Annotated in this window: 18 protein-coding genes and 1 pseudogene; 8 read left to right on the forward strand and 11 right to left on the reverse strand. The window is 69.0% G+C overall.

Features of this window, described 5'->3' with window-relative positions:
* Positions 1 to 42: 42 nt before the first annotated feature.
* Positions 43 to 1,134, reverse strand: coding sequence for a lipase family protein (locus MJQ72_RS13525; protein WP_240599513.1), 1,092 nt, complete (start codon positions 1,132 to 1,134; stop codon positions 43 to 45).
* 91 nt (positions 1,135 to 1,225) lie between these two features.
* On the opposite strand from MJQ72_RS13525, the gene MJQ72_RS13530 reads away from it, so the two are divergent.
* Positions 1,226 to 1,846, forward strand: coding sequence for a TetR/AcrR family transcriptional regulator (locus tag MJQ72_RS13530; protein WP_240599514.1), 621 nt, complete (start codon positions 1,226 to 1,228; stop codon positions 1,844 to 1,846).
* A 67-nt stretch (positions 1,847 to 1,913) separates the two neighbouring features.
* Here MJQ72_RS13530 and MJQ72_RS13535 read toward each other — a convergent pair whose 3' ends face one another.
* From MJQ72_RS13535 to MJQ72_RS13565, 7 genes are read right to left on the reverse strand one after another with little or no spacing between them, the layout of a single operon-like run.
* Positions 1,914 to 2,507: an ATP/GTP-binding protein gene (locus MJQ72_RS13535; RefSeq protein WP_038507950.1), complete on the reverse strand. Its 594-nt coding sequence runs from the start codon at positions 2,505 to 2,507 to the stop codon at positions 1,914 to 1,916.
* The gene (locus MJQ72_RS13540) at positions 2,485 to 2,865 is read right to left on the reverse strand and encodes a DUF742 domain-containing protein (protein ID WP_034308529.1); all 381 of its coding nucleotides are present in this window, start codon (positions 2,863 to 2,865) and stop codon (positions 2,485 to 2,487) included. The genes MJQ72_RS13535 and MJQ72_RS13540 overlap by 23 nt, the downstream gene beginning before the upstream one ends.
* 20 nt (positions 2,866 to 2,885) lie before the next feature.
* Positions 2,886 to 3,311, reverse strand: a complete 426-nt coding sequence (locus MJQ72_RS13545; protein ID WP_005156032.1) for a roadblock/LC7 domain-containing protein — start codon at positions 3,309 to 3,311, stop codon at positions 2,886 to 2,888.
* Complete coding sequence (locus MJQ72_RS13550; protein WP_240599515.1) at positions 3,308 to 5,914, reverse strand: nitrate- and nitrite sensing domain-containing protein; 2,607 nt, start codon at positions 5,912 to 5,914, stop codon at positions 3,308 to 3,310. Before MJQ72_RS13550 ends, MJQ72_RS13545 begins: the two co-directional genes overlap by 4 nt.
* A gap of 2 nt (positions 5,915 to 5,916) precedes the next feature.
* Complete coding sequence (locus MJQ72_RS13555; RefSeq protein ID WP_240599516.1) at positions 5,917 to 6,705, reverse strand: ABC transporter ATP-binding protein; 789 nt, start codon at positions 6,703 to 6,705, stop codon at positions 5,917 to 5,919.
* Positions 6,702 to 7,655, reverse strand: coding sequence for an ABC transporter permease (locus MJQ72_RS13560; RefSeq protein ID WP_240599517.1), 954 nt, complete (start codon positions 7,653 to 7,655; stop codon positions 6,702 to 6,704). The genes MJQ72_RS13555 and MJQ72_RS13560 overlap by 4 nt, the downstream gene beginning before the upstream one ends.
* Complete coding sequence (locus tag MJQ72_RS13565) at positions 7,652 to 8,656, reverse strand: ABC transporter substrate-binding protein (RefSeq protein ID WP_240599518.1); 1,005 nt, start codon at positions 8,654 to 8,656, stop codon at positions 7,652 to 7,654. Before MJQ72_RS13565 ends, MJQ72_RS13560 begins: the two co-directional genes overlap by 4 nt.
* 377 nt (positions 8,657 to 9,033) lie before the next feature.
* Here MJQ72_RS13565 and MJQ72_RS13570 point away from each other — a divergent pair, with 377 nt between their 5' ends.
* The 5 genes from MJQ72_RS13570 (at position 9,034) to MJQ72_RS13590 (ending at position 14,256) form a co-directional block, all read left to right on the forward strand.
* Positions 9,034 to 9,405, forward strand: a complete 372-nt coding sequence (locus tag MJQ72_RS13570) for a hypothetical protein (protein WP_240599519.1) — start codon at positions 9,034 to 9,036, stop codon at positions 9,403 to 9,405.
* 435 nt (positions 9,406 to 9,840) lie between these two features.
* Complete coding sequence (pdxH, locus tag MJQ72_RS13575; RefSeq protein ID WP_037348006.1) at positions 9,841 to 10,527, forward strand: pyridoxamine 5'-phosphate oxidase; 687 nt, start codon at positions 9,841 to 9,843, stop codon at positions 10,525 to 10,527.
* Positions 10,528 to 10,882: 355 nt separating this feature from the next.
* Entirely contained in the window at positions 10,883 to 12,166 is a 1,284-nt protein-coding gene (locus MJQ72_RS13580; protein WP_240599520.1) for an MFS transporter, read from the forward strand.
* Between the two features lie 24 nt (positions 12,167 to 12,190).
* On the forward strand, positions 12,191 to 12,775 hold the full coding sequence (locus MJQ72_RS13585) for a DUF3558 family protein (RefSeq protein WP_240599521.1): 585 nt from the start codon (positions 12,191 to 12,193) through the stop codon (positions 12,773 to 12,775).
* Between the two features lie 95 nt (positions 12,776 to 12,870).
* Positions 12,871 to 14,256, forward strand: coding sequence for an APC family permease (locus tag MJQ72_RS13590; RefSeq protein WP_240599522.1), 1,386 nt, complete (start codon positions 12,871 to 12,873; stop codon positions 14,254 to 14,256).
* Positions 14,257 to 14,356: 100 nt separating this feature from the next.
* On the opposite strand, the gene MJQ72_RS13595 is transcribed toward MJQ72_RS13590, so the two are convergent.
* The 3 genes and pseudogenes from MJQ72_RS13595 to MJQ72_RS44820 all read right to left on the reverse strand — a co-directional run bounded on the left by MJQ72_RS13595 (position 14,357) and on the right by MJQ72_RS44820 (position 16,573).
* A complete protein-coding gene (locus MJQ72_RS13595; protein WP_240599523.1) occupies positions 14,357 to 15,184 on the reverse strand; it encodes an MBL fold metallo-hydrolase in 828 nt (275 codons plus the stop codon).
* Entirely contained in the window at positions 15,181 to 16,011 is an 831-nt protein-coding gene (locus tag MJQ72_RS13600) for an MBL fold metallo-hydrolase (RefSeq protein ID WP_240599524.1), read from the reverse strand. The genes MJQ72_RS13595 and MJQ72_RS13600 overlap by 4 nt, the downstream gene beginning before the upstream one ends.
* A pseudogene (locus MJQ72_RS44820) lies at positions 16,011 to 16,573 on the reverse strand (TetR/AcrR family transcriptional regulator). Before MJQ72_RS44820 ends, MJQ72_RS13600 begins: the two are co-directional and overlap by 1 nt.
* Positions 16,574 to 16,695: 122 nt before the next feature.
* Here MJQ72_RS44820 and MJQ72_RS13615 point away from each other — a divergent pair.
* Complete coding sequence (locus MJQ72_RS13615; protein ID WP_240599526.1) at positions 16,696 to 17,412, forward strand: helix-turn-helix domain-containing protein; 717 nt, start codon at positions 16,696 to 16,698, stop codon at positions 17,410 to 17,412.
* An 83-nt stretch (positions 17,413 to 17,495) separates the two neighbouring features.
* Positions 17,496 to 18,188, forward strand: coding sequence for a nucleotidyltransferase family protein (locus tag MJQ72_RS13620; protein WP_240599527.1), 693 nt, complete (start codon positions 17,496 to 17,498; stop codon positions 18,186 to 18,188).
* Positions 18,189 to 18,195: the final 7 nt, after the last annotated feature.

An 18,195-nucleotide genomic window follows, 5' to 3' on the forward strand; every position in this document is an offset into this window, starting at 1 on the left:
CTTCACCGCATCGCATGCGGCGAAGGGCCCTTTCAGCCCACGTCAGAACTTGGTGCCCAGCCAGGTCATCGCGACCGGGCCACCCGCGGAGACGCCACCGATGTGTTCCAGCAGCGGGAACTCCTGCCAGGTGACGTCGGCGCCGAGGGCCTGGTAGCGGTCGCGCAGGCCCTTGCCGACCGAAAGCGGGATCAGTTCGTCCAGCGACGCGTGGTACAGGAAGACCGGCGCGCCCGGTTTGGTCTTGCCCGCCAGGTTCTCGCCGAGCCGGGCCTGCCAGCGCGGGTCCGACGAGACGTTCGGAACGGTCGTGAAGTCGTTGAGCCGCGCGAAAGGCGTCGCCGCGCCGAGTTCGACGGTGCACGCTTCCTTGACCTTCGCGACGGCCTTCTCGCCCTTCGCGTTGAGCACTTCGGTGAACGGCAGTTCCGGATACGCGGTCGCGTAGCCGACAGCGGCGCCGAGCACCAGCCCGAACGCCGGACCGCCGTCGTTGAACTTCAGGACCGCGTTCAGATCCGCCGGCACCCCGCCTTCCGCGACGCCGACCAGGTTGATTTCGGGTGCGTAGGACGGCTGCAGTTCGCCGGCGAACGCCGCGGCCTGGCCTCCTTGCGAGTAGCCGAAAACGCCGACCGGGCCGGTCTTGGACAGGCCCGCCTCGGGGACGTTCGAGGCGGCGCGTGCGGCGTCGAGGACTGCCCGGCCCTCGGACTGGCCGACGGCGTAGGTGTGCGTGCCCGGGGTGCCGAGGCCTTCGTAGTCGGTCACGACGACCGCCCAGCCGCGCGAAAGCGCTTGGCTCATCAGGAGGACCTCGTTCTCGGACCCGTTCGTCAGCCGGGTCGACGGCGCGCAGCGGTCACCGAGGCCGTGGGTGCCGACGGCGTAGCTGACCAGCGGGCGCGCGCCCTTCGTCCATGGCGTGCGCGGGACCAGCAGGATGCCCGACACCGTGTTCGGCTGTCCCGTCGCCGAAGTGGAGCGGTAGTGGAGTTTCCAGGCCTTCGCCGGGGCGGTGGCGACGACCGGTTTGTAGTCGACCAGGTCACCCGGCGCGCTCGGCGCGGCTTGCGCGGCGGGCGCGCCGATCAGGGTGGCTGCGAGGGCTGAGACCAGAACTGTCCGAAGCACCGTTGCCTCCAGTTTGGTAATCGAGATTTTCGCAATGTAGGCGGTGTTGCTAGCATCTGGCAATCCCTGTTACCGAATCGGGGGAGGTCGAGTGGCCCGCACCTATGGCGGGGTCGCGCCCGAGCAACGGCGCGCCGAACGGCGTGAACGCCTGCTACTGGCGGCCCTGGACCTGTTCACCTCGACGGGCTACCAGCAGGCGAAGATCACCGAGTTGTGCACCCGCGCCGGCGTCTCGACGCGGAACTTCTACGAGGAGTTCGAGAGCAAGGAGAAGGTGCTGCTCACCCTGCACGAGCGCATCAACGCGCTCGCGCTGGAGCACGTCACCGGCACCCTGGACCGTCTGGAAGACGCCGACGCGGTCACCCGGATCGGGACACTGCTGGACGTCTTCGTCAGCACGGTCACCTCGGATCCGCGGATGCCGCGGCTGAACTACGTCGAGGCCGTCGGGGTCAGCGCCGCTTTGGAGGCACAGCACCAGGAATGGGTCGACCGGTGGGCCGCGTTCATCGAAGCCGAGGCCCGGCACGCCGCCGAGCACGGGGTGGCGCCCGACCGCGACTATCACCTGACGGCGATCGCGCTCGTCGGCGCGGCGACCGGCCTGCTGCGCGAGTGGCAGGCGCACACCCCGCCGCTGCCGGTCACCGACGTCGCCGCCGAACTCCGTGCCCTGATGCTGGCCGCGATCACCCGGCCCGCGTGACCCCGCGTTTCGTCCTCTGAATGCGGTCCTTGCACACGCAAGTACCGCGTTCAGAGGACGAAACGCGTCAGGAGGCGGCGGAGGCCCGCCGGAAGGTGTTGTGCAGGACCGCCAGCAGCGCGTCCCGCACCGAGAGGCGCTGCCGCGCGTCGAAGGTGATCAGCGGGACGTCCTCGCTCACCGCGAGCGCCCAGCGCACGTCTTCGAGATCGTGTTTGAGCGAGCCGTCGAAGACGTTCACCCCGACCACGAACGGCAGCCCGGCCTTCTCGAAGTAGTCGACGGCCGGGTAGCAGTCGTCGAGCCGCCGGGTGTCGACGATGACGAGCGCGCCCAGCGCGCCGAGCACGAGGTCGTGCCACATGAACCCGAACCGGTCCTGCCCCGGCGTGCCGAAGAGGTACAGCTTCACCTCTTCGTCGATGGTGATGCAGCCGAAGTCCAGCGCCACCGTGGTGGTGGTCTTCGACGGCACCTCCCCGCCGGAGCCGTCGACGGCCGCGCCCGCCGAGGTCATGGCGGCCTCGGTGGTGAGCGGTTTGATCTCGGAGATCGCGCCGACGGTGGTCGTCTTGCCGACCCCGAACCCGCCGGCGATGACGATCTTGACCGGTGTCGGCGGTTTGGCCGACGCCGGTTCAGCGAATTGCTTCGAGTCCACGAATGACCCTTTCGATCATGCCGAGGTCCTGGGTGAAGGCTCCCGCCGGGCGGCGGAGCACGACGTAGCCGAGCGCGGCGAGATCCGCCACGAGAACCCTGGCCACGCCGATGTGCAGGCCGAGCATCGCCGCCACCTCGGCGACGGATTTCGTTTCCCGGCAAAGGGAAACGATCTCCCGTCGTTCGAAGGTCAGCCTCGCGTGCGACGCCGCGCCGAGCCTGCTCGTGAGCACCTGAGCCTCGATTTCGAGCGTGCCGTCCACCGGCTGCGCGCGGCCGGCGGTGAGCAGATACGGGCGTAGCGGCGAGATGCCCTGTTCGGCGCCTCGCGGCTGGGGTACCTGATCGTCGCTCATTCCCTTGTCCCCTCGTCAGTTCAGCTGCCGACGCTCTTCTTGAGTTCCTCGATCAGCGCGGGGGTGAGCACTTCGGTCGCCCGGTTGGCGAACATCGCCATCTCGTAGGCGATCGTGCCGAGGCTGGCCTGCTTGGTGGCGAGCACGCCGAGCGAGCAGCCGATGCTGATCGTGCAGACCAGCAGGTAGCCCTGCTCCAGCTCGATGATGATCTTGTCGGGCGAACCGAGCGGGTGGCTCTCGGAGACACCGTGCGCGAGGCCGAGCATCGCCGAGCAGATCGCGGCCAGCCGGTCGGCGTTGGCCCGTTCCAGCTCGGACGACATCGCGATCAGCAGGCCGTCGGCCGAGACGGCGATCGCGCCCATCGCGCTCGCCGTGTTCTGCGCGAAGCGCGTCACCAACCAGTTGAAGTTCCGGGCTTCGACGCTGACTCCGGTCGTCATCTCTTGCTCTTCTCTCTCTGTTGCATCTCCGGGTTGACGGCTTTCTCCAACCCGTCACTGAAGGCGTCGAACGCGGCACGCTCGGCCTCGGGGTCACGCATGCCCTTGGGCTTGGTGGTGTTCAGCGCCGCCCGCGCGGTCTGGTGCCGCGCGGCCGGGCCTTTCGCCAGTCCCGGCGCCAGCTGCGCGCCGGGGACCCGTCTGGTGAGACCGCCGCGCGAGGCGGCGGGCACCGGTGTCGGGGTCGGCATGGGCGCCGGGGCGGGCGCGGGCGGTGCGGTGGCTTTCGCGAGTCCGGCCTCGAACCCGTCGAAGGCCGCTTTGGCCGCTTCCGGATCATGCCTGGACTTCTGCCGCGCCGGCGCTTCGGGGGCACCGGGAAGCTGCGCGCCCTTGACCCGCCGCCGCAGCCCGCCGCGGGTCTCGCCGGGGTCGGAGGCGGTGAGCGTCGGCGCGGGAGCCTGGTACACGGGCTCGGGCACCGGTGCCGGCAGGGGCGGTGGCTCCACGATCTCTCCGTCGGTCTTGCGGAACCACCGGAAGTCCCTGGGCTGCTGGCCGTCGCGCGGGATCATCCCGGCGATCGCCAGCGTCGGCGGTTCGCTCGGAGCCGCCTTCTGCCGCGGCTCGGGCAGCGACGGCGGTTCGGGCTCGTCACCCGGTTCCGCCGTCGGCCACACCGGCGGCGCGGGGACGGATTTCGGCGCGGGCGGCCGGTAGGTCAGCAGATTCGGCGGGACGGTAAGCCGCGCGGTGATACCCGCGCCAGGCTCGGTCTCGGTCAGCTCGACCTTGAGCCCGTGCCGCCGCGCGAGGCGGCCGACCACGAACAGGCCGAGCACACTGGTCGGCGCCAGTTCGAGCCGCTCGCGTTCGACCAGCCGCCGGTTCTCCTCGGCGAGCCGTTCCGCGGTCATGCCGATGCCCTGGTCCACGATCACGATCAGGCAGGAGCCGTCCGGCAGGATCTTCGTGCCGACGTCCACAAAGGACTCCGGCGGGGAGAACGACGTCGCGTTCTCCAGCAGCTCGGCGAAGATCAGCACCAGATCGGAGCCGAACGGCGACGACAGCAGGACGTCGCCCATCGAGCCGAGCCGCACCCGCTGGTAGTCCTCGATCTCCGCGAGCGCCGAGCGCAGCGCCGTCGAGAGCTCGATCGGACCGGAAATCCTTGCCTCATCCCGGTTTCCCGAGACGACGAGCAGGTTGTCCGCGTTCCGGCGCAGGCGCGTGGAGAGGTGGTCGAGCCGGTAGAGGCTCGCCAGCAGGGCGACGTCCTGCTCGTTGCGCTCCAGCTCGTCGACCAGCGCCAGCTGCCTGCCCACCAGGTTCTGCGTGCGCTTCGCGACGTTGGCGAACATGAGGCCGACGTTGCGCCGCGTGACGGCCTGCCGTTCCACCAGTTCGGCCGCGGTGGCCTGCACCCGGTTGAACGCCTCGGCCAGTTTGCCGAGTTCGTCCTGCGAGGACACGTCGATGGTGGCGAGCCGCGGCGCGAGCTCTTCGGCCTGCTCGGTGTCGGTGACGCGGACCAGCTCGGTGCTCGCGAGGTCCGCGACCGACGTCGCCGCCGTGGTCAGCTTCCGCAGCGGATCCGCGATCGACCGGCTGACCGCGATCGCGAGACCGCCGACCAGCAGGAACAGCACACCGGCGCCGATACCGATCGTCCACGCCAGGTTCTGCGCGGCGTCCGCTCGCGCGGTCGCCGCGTCGGTGATGCCGGTGGTGACCGCGTCCTGGGCGAGCCGCCGCTGGTTCGACTGGGCGTCGACGGCGCCGAGGATGTCCGGCAGCAGGTTCTGCACGGCCTGCGGCCCCCGGGCCTCGGGGAGCCTGGCCTCCAGCGCGTCGACCCGGCGGCCCGTCTCGCCCTGCTCCACCGCGACGACCTGCGTGGCCTGGGTGACGTCGGCCTGCTGCACGAACCGTTCGAGGAACAGCGAGGACTGCTGTTTCGCGTCGGCCAGCACCGGCGCGCCCGATTCGGGGGTGACCAGCGCGATGATCAACGCCATCCCGCGCAACGAGTTCTCCTCGTTCGCGCGCAGCAGCGCGTCGAGCGCCGTCAGCTGCTGGGTGCCCGCCGCGTCACTGGTCTGCTGCGGGACGAGGCGGAGCGCGTTGATGACCGAGTCGATCACCGCGTGATACGTCCGCGCCACGCTGTCGAGTGAGGCGCCGCGCCGCAGCGCGTTCTCCCGGATCTCGTTCAGCGACCCGATGCGCACCAGCGCCGCCGCGAGTTCTTCCGGCGCGTCGGCGCTCAGCCCCGACCGCACCTGGTTCACCGTCTCCGCGACGACGCCCTGCTGCTTCAGCATCGCCGAACTGCTCGCCGACGTGGACGCGATGTAGTGCGCCGTCAGCAGCCGCTCGCGCTGCAGTTCCCAGGCGAGCGTGCCGAGCGCGCGGGCCTGCGACGCGACGTCGGCGGTGGTGCGGGCGGACCGGGCGTCGTCGATCTCCCCGGCGACGTAGGGCACCGACACCAGGACCACGGCGGTCAGCGGCAGCATCAGGAGCAGGTTGAGCTTGCCCCGGATGCCGAGTCTGCCGAGCAATCCGGACCGCGAGGTGCGGTCCTTCCCGTGCCTCATGGTCACCTTTCTCCCCGGCTCCGCCCGAGGTGTCCGCGGTGCTGTTCCCGGACGAGGTCTTCGATGGACGCGCGCAGCGAGACGAACTCGGGCGCGCGTTTGACCGCGAGGTCGCGTTCACCGGGCAGGTCGACCGCGATGTCGGCGGCCACCCGGCCCGGATCCGAGGCCAGCACCACGACGCGCCCGCCGAGGAACACGGCCTCCTCGACGTCGTGGGTCACCATCAGCACGGTGGTGTGCGTGTCGGCCCAGATCCGGCGGATCAGGACCTGCATGTCCTCTTTGGTCTGGACGTCCAGCGCGCCGAAGGGTTCGTCCAGCAGCAGCACGTCGGGCTCGCACACCAGCGCCCGTGCGATCGCGACCCGCTGCTTCTGCCCGCCGGAAAGCTGTTTGGGCAACGACTTCCGCAGGTGGCCGAGCCCGGTCTCTTCGAGATACCAGTCGATCCGGCGCGCCCGTTCGGCCTTGTCGATGCTCAGCAGTTCGAGTCCGAACGCGACATTGGCCTCCACCGTGCGCCACGGGTACAGCGCGCCGTGCTGGAACACCAGCCCGCGTTCCGGGCCGGGCCCGGTCACGGCGTCGCCGTCGAGGGTGATCAGGCCTTCGGTCGGCTCGGTCAGCCCGGCGATCAGCGACAGCAGGGTCGACTTGCCGGATCCGCTCGCGCCGACGACGCAGACGAAATCGCCGCGCGCGATGTCGAGGTCGATCCCGTCGAGCGCGCGGGTGGTCTCGCCGCGGACCGTGTAGTCCTTGGCGACCGCTTTCAGCTGGAGCGTCATGCCGCCCACTTCCCGACCCTGGCCCGCAGGAGCCGCAACGCGATGTCGATGACCAGCCCGAGCAGGCCGATCACGATCAGCAGCGCGAAGATCCGGTCGGTCTGGGTGAACCGCTGTGCCCGCATGATCCGCAGGCCGAGCCCGGCGGTGGCGTTGATCAGTTCGGCGACCACCACGAAGTTCCACGCGGCCGCCGCGTTGACGCGGGTCGCGTCGATCATCCCGGGCAGCGCATGGGGAACGATCACCTTCCGCAGCACTTCGCCGCGCCGCGCGCCGAGCGTGTACGACACGTCGAGCAGGGACCGCGGCACCCCGCGGACGGCGTCGGCGATCATCAGCGTGTTGAAGAAGACCGTGCCGAGGAAAAGGACCGCGACCTTCGACGGTTCGCCGAGGCCGAGCCAGATCATCAGCAGCGGGATGAACGCGCTCGCCGGCAGATAGCGCAGCATCGCGATGACCGGCTCGAACAGCGCCAGTCCCGCGTCGAACGTCCCCATCACGATGCCGAGCGGCACCGAGACGAGGATCGCGAGCCCGAAGCCGAGCAGCACCCGCTGCGTGGTGGCCCAGAGGTCGCTGAACAGCTCTCCCGACTCGATCATCTTCACCAGCGCGTCGAACACCGCGACCGGCGTCGGGAGGAACATCGGCTTGATCGTGCCCAGCGCGTTCAGCGTCACCCAGATCAGCAACGGGATCACGAACGAGGCCGCCGCCAGCGTCCACCGCCAGCGGGCGGGGATCGGCGTCCGGAGCGAGAACAGCGGGGAGGCGTTCGGTTTGAGGCCCGCCCGGCGGGGCAGCGGCGACCAGTCCGGTCGCGCGCCGCGCCGCTCTTCCTGCGCTTCGGCGAGCCGCTGCTCGTCTTCGAGACGGCGTGCTTCGGCCTCGTCAGCGGCGTCCGTCCGCTGAGCGGCCCGGCCCGTCGCGTCCGTGGCGCTCACTTCACCGCCTTGACGAACTGGTCGTCGAACAGCCCGTCGAAGTTCGGGCGGCTCTGGGCGAGCCCGTTGGAGACGATGAAGTCGGCGATCTTGCCCGCCTGGAAGTTCAGGTGGGCCGGGGTGACGCCCGGGGTGAACGCGTCGAGGTTCTGCTGTTTGGTGAAGATCGTGGTGCCGGCGTCGTAGGACTTGTACTCGTCGATCGACACGGCGCCGCGTTTCGCCATGATCTTCACGGCCTCTTCGCGGTTCTGCTTGATCCAGCCGATCGTCTCGAACCAGGTGTTCACCAGCGCCTGGACCTCCTTCTTGCGCTCCTTCGACATCTGTTCGGAGACGACCAGGTGGTCCGGGATGGCGCCGGGGAACTCGGCGGACGTCGCGATCGCGCGGCTGCCGGGACGCTCCAGCGCCTTCGAGGTGAAGGGGGCGAAGGCGGCGACGGCGTCGACCTGCTCGCCGACGAACGCGGCCGCGGCGGCGTCGGTCAGCAGCGGGACGATTTCGACGTCCTTCTCGGTCAGCTTCGCCTCCTGCAGCGCGAGCAGCAGGAGGTAGTGGTCGACGGTGCCCTGCTCGACGGCGATCTTCTTGCCCTTGAGGTCGGCGACGCCGGTGATCCCCTGGCGGGCGATGATCTTGTCGTTGCCGGTCGAGTTGTCGTTGACCAGCACCACCGACAGCTTCGCGCCACCGCTGACCGAGGCGAGGGTGTCGTTCAGGGTCTGGCTGTTCGCGTCGATCGCGCCGGAGGAGAGGGCGTTGATGCTTTCGGTGTAGCTGTCGAACCACTTCAGGTCGACGTTCACGCCGTTCTTCTCGAAGAGGCCCTTCTCCTGGGCCACCGCCCACGGGAACCACCCCGGCCAGGCGCTGTAACCGATGGTGACCTTGGTGCCGGAAGCGGCCGTGCTGTCGGAACAGGCCGAAAGGGCGGTCACGCCCGCCAGCGAAAGGGCGCACAACAACGCCGTCATCAGACGGCGGGAACGGGAAATCACAACGCACTCCTGGGGAAGGGGAGTAACTCGGGCGTGGAAAGTTCCGGCTGTTCGAGCGCAGGACTGATCGACCGGTGTCGGACTCCCTCCCGGAAGCCCGGCCGGCAATGGCGGAAGGCGCGGCCGCACACCCGGCCGCCCCGTCCAAACCTCTGAACATATTGGATAGAGGTGATCACCCCGTTGCTCTCGGCGGCGATCCTATCGAGTGGCGCAAGGTCTACCTAGTGTGATCGTCGGCGCTTGCACGATTCGCTGTCACATTCTGCTAAATCCGGCCGTTCGCCCCAAAGGGCGGACTCCTGCGGGGCGGACAACCCGGCCCCGGGCGCCGTACGTCCATCGGGTGTCGGGTGAATTTCCGGAGGGAGAAGAAGATGAAACTTCGTGTGGCCGCGTCGTGCGTCGCGGGGGCGGCGATCTTGTCCACCTTGGCCGGTGCGGGGCAGGCGAACGCGACGAGACCGTCCAGTCTGGTCCTGAGCCCGAGCGCCGTCGCCGCAGGTGGGACGGTCACCGCGGATATCTACTGCCTGCGCCCGTCCGGCGCGGGGGAGCTCGCGACGACCCTTGTCGCGGACGGTCTCGCCGCCCCGATCCCCTTGCGGGTGGTCGGCGACGGCGGCACCGGCGGCATCGGTGTCGCGTTGCGCGGCGACGGTCCGGTGGGGACGGTGCCGGGGCGCTACACGGCGGCTTACGACTGCTGGGGCTGGATCGTCCGCGCGGAGTTGACTGTCACGAACTGACAGAAGCGAAGGCCGGTTTCGGGGCGCGAATTGCCGTCACGGAGCCGGCCTTCGCTGACACATCTCGCGAAGATGTTCCGGCGGTAATTTCTGTCAATCGACAGAATTGGCCCGGGTCCGGAAGAATTGTTCGCGGAGTGGCGGAATGCCGGTGAAACAAAAGGGAAAGAATTCCGTGCCTACCCGGTCTGTCCAGGGCATTTCCGCCGTTTGTGCGGCCGGGCGCGATTTCGCGGGACCGACGTTCGACCTTGATCGATCAGGCTCGGCCAGGTAACGAGGAGGTGACGGCTTGCGGTCCAGCGGCTACACGCAGATGATCTGGCAGGGGTGGCGGGTGTCACCGTTCAGTGGGTTTCGCCGCCGCCCTCCAAGCAATACCGTCGGCGGCAAAGCCGAAGTCATGGGCCCCGATCGGGTACGGAGGTTTGGCGGATGATGCCGGAGATCAAGGAAGGCGCTGCCGGGAACGGCGACGCCGTCGTACGCCTGCCCGGGATGCGGGTGGCCTACGAAGGGGCCGCCTTCGACGAATCCGCGCTGGCGGAGACCTGGACCGACCAGCTGCAGGACTGGCTGAACCAGGCCGTCTCCGCCGGGATCGCCGAACCGAACGCGATGGTGCTCGCCACGGCCGACCCGGAGGGCAGGCCGTCCTCCCGGACCGTCCTGTGCAAGGGCCTCGACGAGCGGGGCGTCGTGTTCTACACGAACTACACCTCCACCAAGAGCCACGACCTCACCGCGACGCGCTACGCGTCGGTCACCTTCCCCTGGTACCCCCTGCAGCGGCAGGTCCACGTGCGCGGCGAGGTGGAGAAGGTCAACGTCGCCGAGACCGCCGAATACTGGGCGTCCCGCCCGCGGGGCTCGCAGCTCGGGGCCTGGGCCTCGCCGCAGTCCCGCGTCGTCGACGGCCGCCGCGCCCTCGAGACCGCGTTGCACGGCATCGAGCGCCGCTTCGCCGACGTCGAGAACATCCCGTTCCCGCCGCACTGGGGCGGGTGGCGCATCCGGCCCGACGTCGTCGAGTTCTGGCAGGGCCGCGAGGACCGCATGCACGACAGGCTCCGCTACGTCCGGACCGACGACGGCTGGCAGATCGAGCGCGTCGCGCCGTAATTTTTGTCTGTGTCTTTTTGTCGCGCGCTTCCGAAAACGCGCCGCAGGGGCGCCCGGACCGCTTGCAACTCGCGTTGGGAGCGGAGGGCGCCCCTCCGTCGCGTTTTCGGGGCCTTCGGCCCGAAAGAGGGCGCGCGACGGTGAAGTCTCCCCGTCGCGCTGGCGCGCTCCCGGGAGACCGTTGGGTCACCGAGGCTCGGTGCGGCTGGGAGTGGGCTGAAGGGGCCCTTCACCGCATAGGACGCGGCGATGGGGGCCTTCACCGCGTCTGACGCGGGGAAAGTCCCCTTCGCCCGCCACTGGGTGACTTAAATCGCGCGCGGATGGTTAGTTAGCGCGGCTAAGCTGTCGGGTTGTGAGTGACGACGTGGGGGTTGAACAGCGCAAAGGTGTCCGCAAGCTGTTCGGCTCGATCGTCGTCGACACCCGGCCGCTCAAGATCCCCGCGTTCCGCCGCCTCTGGCTCTCCACCGCGGTCACCGCGATCGGCAGCCAGCTCACCGCCGTCGCGGTCCCCAAACAGGTCTTCGACCTCACCGGCTCGTCGGCCTACGTCGGCCTGACCGGTCTGGTCGCCCTGATCCCGCTGCTCGTCTTCGGGCTCTGGGGCGGTGCCATCGCGGACGCCGTCGACCGCCGCAAACTGCTCCTGGTCACCAACGTCGGGGTCACGCTCACTTCGGCGGTCCTGTGGCTCCAGGCGTTCCTGAACGTCGGCTCCGTCTGGCTCGTACTGGGCCTGCTCGCGGTCAACCAGGCGTTCTTCGCGGTCAACATGCCGACCCGCAGCGCCGTCGTCGCCCGCCTGGTCCCGGACAACCTGATCGCGCCCGCGACCGCGCTGAGCAGCACGATGGCCACCTTCGGCGCGGTCTTCGGCCCGCTGCTCGCCGGTTCGCTGATCCCGATCCTCGGCCTCTCGACGCTCTACCTGATCGACGTCATCGCACTGACCTTGACCCTCATCGCGGTCTACAAGCTTCCCCCGATCCCGCCGCTCGGCGAGATCACGCGCCGCGCCGGGATCCGCGACATCATCGACGGCTTCAAATACTTGGCCACGCAGAAGATCCTGCTGGCCTCGTTCCTCGTCGACATCATCGCGATGGTCGCGGGCATGCCGCGCGCGCTGATCCCGGAGATGGCGGAGCGCACCTTCGGCGACCCGCCCGGCGGCGGTCCGGCGCTGGGCTGGCTGTACGCCGCGCTCCCCGCGGGCGCGATGCTGATCGGTCTCTTCTCCGGCTGGCTGACCAGGATCCGCAACCAGGGCGCGGGCGTGATCGTCTCGGTCTGCGTCTGGGGTGCCGCCGTCGCCGGGTTCGGGCTCGCGAACTCGCTGTGGCTCGCGGTGTTCTTCATGGCGCTCGCCGGAGCCGCCGACATGGTCAGCGCGATCTACCGGATGTCGATCCTGCAGGTCGCCACCACCGACGAGATGCGCGGACGGCTGCAGGGCGTGTTCACCGTCGTCGTCGCGGGCGGGCCGCGGATCGCCGACCTCACGCACGGCTGGGCGGCCGCCGGTGTCGGCACCGCCGCCGCGGCCTCCGGCGGCGGGGTGCTGGTCATCGTGCTGGTCGTCGGCGCGGCGCTGCTGATCCCGTCGTTCTGGCGGTACCGGGCCCCGGCGGACTGAGTCGCCCGGTCTATCGTCGGGCCCATGCGTATTTCACGGGCGATCATCCTGTTCGCCGCTGTCATCGCGACCCTTTCCGCCTGCTCGTCCGGGGACCAGAAGACGGACAACGCGGCCAAGCCGTCGAGCCAGGCCCCCTCGCCCTCCGCCGCGCCGAGTTCCTCGGCCGCGCCCACCGGCGGCGCCGGCTCGAAGGAGCCGTGCGCGCTGCTGCCCGCCGAGGCCGTCGGCAAGGCCGTCTCCATCCAGGGCGTGACGTCGGCGCCGGGCCCGGTGCAGGACAACGCCGCCAACGGGGGCAAGGCCAAGAGCTGCGTCTTCTCGGCCGCCGGCAAGCAGATCGGCGCGCTCGCCGTGACCCGCTTCGAAGGCAACAAGATCAAGCCCGCCGAGATGGTCGCGGCGCTGAAGAAGGCGAAGGCGAACGCGAAGGACGTCGCCGGTGTCGGCGAGGGCGCCATCTACTACACCGACGAGAACAAGACCGCGACGCTGGCGGCCGCCGAACTCGTGGACAACGTCCCGGTGCTGGTCAACTACACCGGCCCGGCGAAGATGACGCAGGACATGATGGTCCCGCTGGTGAAGACCGCGGTCGACGCCAACTGAGCGAATTACCCAAAGGCGCCCTTCGTCAACCCGTGACGAAGAACTGACCAAACCGGACTGTCGGCACCAGACGTGATGCGGCACACTCTTGCCGCATGGCGGACACGACGACAACAGAACAGACCGGTCCGGCCGGTCAGCCGAGCCTCAAACGGGTCATGGGTTCCAAGCTCCTGCTGTTCTTCGTGGTGGGGGACATCATCGGGACGGGCGTCTACGCGCTCACCGGGCAGGTGGCAGGCCGGGTGGGCGGCGCGCTCTGGCTGCCGTTCCTGATCGCGTTCGTGGTCGCGTTCATGACCGCGTTCAGCTACCTGGAACTGGTCGGCAAGTACCCGCAGGCGGCGGGGGCCGCGCTCTACACGCACAAGGCGTTCAAGATCCGCTTCCTCACCTTCATGGTGGCGTTCGCGGTGATGTGCTCCGGGATCACGTCGGCTTCGTCGGCGGCGAAGGCCTTCGGGGAGACCTATCTCAAGGAGTTCATCACCGCGCCGATGCCGCTGGTGGCGATCCTGTTCGTGATCGGTCTCGCGCTGATCAACTTCCGCGGGGTCTCCGAATCGGTGAAGACCAACGTGGTGCTGACCTGTATCGAGATCGGCGGCCTGCTGATCATCATCGGGGTCGGGGTGTGGGCGGTGCTGAACGGCAACGGGGACGCCTCGCGGCTGGTCGAGTTCGACACCGAGAACCAGACGATGCTGGTGGCGATCACGTCGGCGACGTCGCTGGCGTTCTTCGCGATGGTCGGTTTCGAGGACTCGGTGAACATGGCCGAGGAGTGCAAGGACCCGATCCGGATCTTCCCGAAGGCGATGCTGTGGGGCATGGTCATCGCCGCGACCATCTACATCATGGTCTCGGTGACCTCTTCGCTGCTGGTGCCCGCGGACGATCTGGCGGCGGCCAAGAGCAGCGCGCTGCTGAAGGTGCTCGACGTCGGGGCGCCCGGCTTCCCGCGCGAGGTGTTCTCCGCGATCGGTCTCTTCGCGGTCATCAACTCGGCCCTGATCAACATGCTGATGGCCAGCCGGCTGCTCTACGGCATGGCGAACCAGCGGATCATCCCGAAGCAGCTGGGCACCGTGCACCCGTTCCGCCGCAGCCCGTGGGTGGCGATCGTGTTCACCAGCCTGATCGCGATCGGTCTCGTGTCCTTTGTGGACATCGGGGTGCTCGGCGGCACGACGGCGCTGCTGCTGCTGGCGGTGTTCGCCATCGTCAACGTCGCGGTCCTGGTGCTGCGCAAGGAGAAGGCGGCGCACAAGCATTTCCGGGCGCCGACGATCATCCCGGTGCTGGCCGCGATCTTCTGCGTCTACCTGGTGACGCCGTTGTCCGGGCGGCCCGCGCGCGACTACAAGGTCGCCGCGATCCTGCTCGGCGTCGGCATCGTGCTGTGGGGGATCAACTGGCTCGTCATGCGGGCGACGCACAGTGAAGAGGACCGGCAGCCCGTCGAGCCGCCGGTCGGCTGACCCTCGCCGGGCGGTTTCGAGTGGTGTGAAGGGGACTTTCGCCGCATTGGACGCGGGGAAAGTCCCCTTCGCGCTGCCGTCCCACCGTCGCCGGGCTCGATCAACCGCGGCTGAGCGCCTGGTACTCCACTGGGCTGTGTGCCGAGAACACGGTGACCTCGTCGGCGTGGTCCCGGCTCAGCTCACGCAGCCGCTCGACGTTCTCCAGCCGCGGTTTGCGCAGCGTCTGCACCATGTTCTGGAAAGCGGTCATCCCCGGCGGGCAGTGCGGCTTCACGGGATCCATCTGGCCGTGGAAGAAGTACGCGTCACCCGCGTGCAGCAGCCAGCCGTCGCCGGTGTCGACCGCGACGCCCGTGTGGCCCTTGGTGTGCCCCGCGAGCGGTACCAGCAGGATCTCCGGCGGCAGGCCCTTCAGCTCGCGGACGGCCTGGAAGCCGAACCACTCGTCCCCGGCCTCGTCGTACATGCTCCACAGTGGACGGTGGGCGAACTGGTTGGCGCGGAAGCGCAGCTTCTCGCTCTGATTGGACGGCGACGTCGCCGCGTCGTGCTCCGCGGTGCGGACGTGCACGACGGCGTTCGGGAAGTCCGCGAGCCCGCCCGCGTGGTCGACGTCGAGGTGGGTGCAGATGATGTGCCGGACGTCTTCGAGCTTGTGGCCGAGCGCCTCGACGTGGTGGGCCGCCGTCTCCGTCTCGACCGGCTTCGCGCCGACCATGATCGTGAACGGCGTGCCGAGCCACGCGCCGGGGTTCTCGACACCCTTGCGGCCGAACCCGGTGTCCACCAGAACGAGCCCGTCGCCGGTCTCGACGAGCAGGCAGTGCGCCACCAGCTCCGAGCGGCGCAGCAGCCCCGGCTGGCCGTCGAGCAGCTTGCCGCCCGGTGCGCGCATCGTGCCGCAGTTCAGGTGGTGGGCCTTCATAGCCTGCTCCTCTGGCTGAGCCGTTCGAATGCGGCGGCGTCGTGCGCGGCGAAGACCGTCACTTCGGCACCGTTGTTACTGACAAGTTCGCGCAGCCGGCGCTGGTTGTCCAGTCGTGCCGTCTTCTCCGTCTGCATGTACGACTCGAAGAAGCCCAAGGCGAAGGGGATGTGCGGGTTTCGCTCCAGCTCGCCGCCGTGGAAGACGGCGTCGCCGGCGTTGAGGAGCCAGCCGTCACCCGTGTCGACCGCGACGCCGGCGTGGCCGCGGGTGTGCCCGGCCAGGGGGATGATCAGGACGTCCGGGACCCCTTCGAGCTCACGGACGGCGTCGAAACCGAACCACGGCTCGCCGTCGGCGCGGTACGAGCGCCAGAGCGGCCCATGGTCGAACTGGACCTTGCGGTAGCGGCTCGCCTCCTTGCGGTCGATCGGCTTCTCCAGCGCCTGGAGCTCGCGGGCGTGGACGTGGACCCGGGCCTGGGGGAAGTCGACGAGCCCGCCCGCGTGGTCGAGGTCGAGGTGGGTGAGCACGATGTCACGCACGTCGGCCGGGTCGAAGCCGAGCTTGCGGATCTGGGTGGTGGCGCTGAGGTCGTCGTCGCTGTCGGGGTGCACCAGCCGGACGAAACCGGCGCCGAGCCATTCCACCGGCCGGGTGACGGTGGGCGTCCCGACGCCGGTTTCGACGAGCACGAGCCCTGTGTCGGTCTCCAGCAGAAGACAGTGGCAGATCAGTTCGGCGCGGCGGAACAGGCCGGGCTTGCCGTCGATGAGTTTGCCGCCGACCGGCCGCATGGTCCCGCAGTTCAGGTGATGGACGCGCATCAGGAGAGCTCCCGTTCGAGTGTGGTGCGGAGATGAGGGGCGATCGCGCGCAGTGGCGCGGTGTCGTGCAACGTCTTGGCCAGCAGCAAGCCGCCCTCGATGGCGGCGAGGACGACCGTCGCGAGGTGGTCCGCCTTGTCGGTGTCCAGCGCGCCGGCGATGACGGTGTGCCAGGAGTTGTAGCCGTCGGCGCAGGCCTGGCGGATCACCTCGCTGTCCCCGACGCGTCGAGCGCGACCGTCGCGAGCGGGCAGCCGCGCTGGAAATCCGACTCCTCCAGCGAGGTCGCCAGCGCGTCGACCACGGTCTCGATACCGGTGACGATGTCGGGCGCGTTCGCGGCGATCGTGCGCAGCTGGTCGCAGAGCCGGTCGGCGGATTGACGGATGGCCTCGGCGGCCAGCTGCTCCTTGCCGCCGGGGAAGTGGAAGTACAGCGATCCCTTGGGCGCGCCGACGGCGGCGACGAGCTGGTTGAGCCCGGTGGCGTGGTAACCCTGCTGGTGGAAGAGGTCGGCGGCGGAGTCGAGCATGCGCTGCCGGGTGTCGGTGCGGCGAACCATGCGGCCGACTTTAACCCAAACTATGACGACCGGTCTAGTAAGACTAATTACACAATCCTTCTTGTCTGCGAAGGTTTGTGTAAACTCGGTGGCGAACCGATCAGCGATCGAAGGGAGCGGACATGGTCGATTCGGCTCAGTTGCTCCCGGTCGCGCAGGCGGCGCGAGCGCTGGAGATCTCGCGCGAGCGCGTCCGCGAACTCGTGCACGGCGGCGGTCTTGACGCGGTCCGGATAGGCCGTGAACTGCTGGTAGACGCCCGATCGGTCGAGCATCGGAAGAGCGTGGTGAAGCCCGCTGCCGGCCGGCCGTTCTCCGCCCGGATGGCGTGGGGATTCCTGTGGTCGTTGAGCGGCTATCAGCCGTCGTGGATCTCGCCGTCGGAACGAGTCCGGCTCAAGCGCTACGCGCGGGAATACGTGCCGGCCCAATGGCCGCGCCTGCTCTCCGGTCGCGCGCGCGTGCACCGCGTACGAATGCTGGCCGGACCGCTCGCACGCCTACGGGACGATCCGCACGCCGTCGTCAGCGGTCCTGTCGCCGCGGGGCGCCACGGTGCCGACCTGATGGCGGGCGGCGCCGATGAAGAGTTCTACGTGGACGCCGCCCGGTTCGACGAACTCGCGCGGTCACGGCGGCTCCGCCTGGACAGCCCGGAACCCAACGCGGTGATCCGTGTTCCCGCTCTGCCCGGCATTCTGCGTCCGCCGGGCGCGGGCGGCCTTGCGATCCCGGCGGCCGTCGCAGCGGATCTGCTCGACGCGGGTGATGAGCGTTCTATCCTTGCGGCGCAACAACTTCTCACTCGTTTGGGCGAGGTGCATAAGCTCGGCGGATGAGCGATTCCGCGCCGCCGCCCAGCCTGGGGACGCTGGCTTTGCCGCCGTTGCAGGGCGAGGGTGACCGCATCGTCTGGCCAGCGATGTTCGACCTCGCCGATCGGTTGCCGACGCCCTGGGTGATGATCGGCGGGCAGATGGTCATTCTGCACGGACTGCTGGCCGATCGTTCGATCCCACGGGTGACGAAGGACATCGATCTCCTCTTCGACGTCCGTTTCACGCTCGACGCGTTCCCGCGCGCACATGAAGTACTCAAGAAGCTGGGGTATGAGGTCGATGGGATCAGCGCCGACGGCAAGGCGCATCGCTATCTCCATCCGGCGACCGGCATGATGGTCGACCTTCTCGCCCCGGACAAACTCGGCGCCCGTGCTGCCCCGAAGCTCCGGACGCCTGCGGGAAGGATCGTCTCGATCCCCGGTGGCAAGACCGCGCTCGACGATGCACGGCCGCTCACGGCGACCTATGGCGGGAGAACGTCGACCTTGTACCTGCCGGGTCTGGCCGCCGCGCTGGTGGTCAAGGTGAAGGCCTTGATCGACGAGCCGCCGAAGCCGGGGATGTCCAGTCGTCATGTCTCCGACATCGCGTTCCTGGCTTCGCTCGTCGAGGACCCCGATGGACTCTTTCCCGGGGATCCGCCTGCCACTCCTCGTTTCGGATGTTCGGTCGATCCCCTCGACGACCCACTCCATCCTGCCTGGCTCGCGCTCGGCACTCCTCATGCCGAAGACGGGTTCAATGCTTGGGAAATCTTGCGCGAGACCGGGTAGCGTCGCG

Source organism: Amycolatopsis sp. EV170708-02-1 (genome assembly GCF_022479115.1).
Lineage (GTDB): Bacteria > Actinomycetota > Actinomycetes > Mycobacteriales > Pseudonocardiaceae > Amycolatopsis.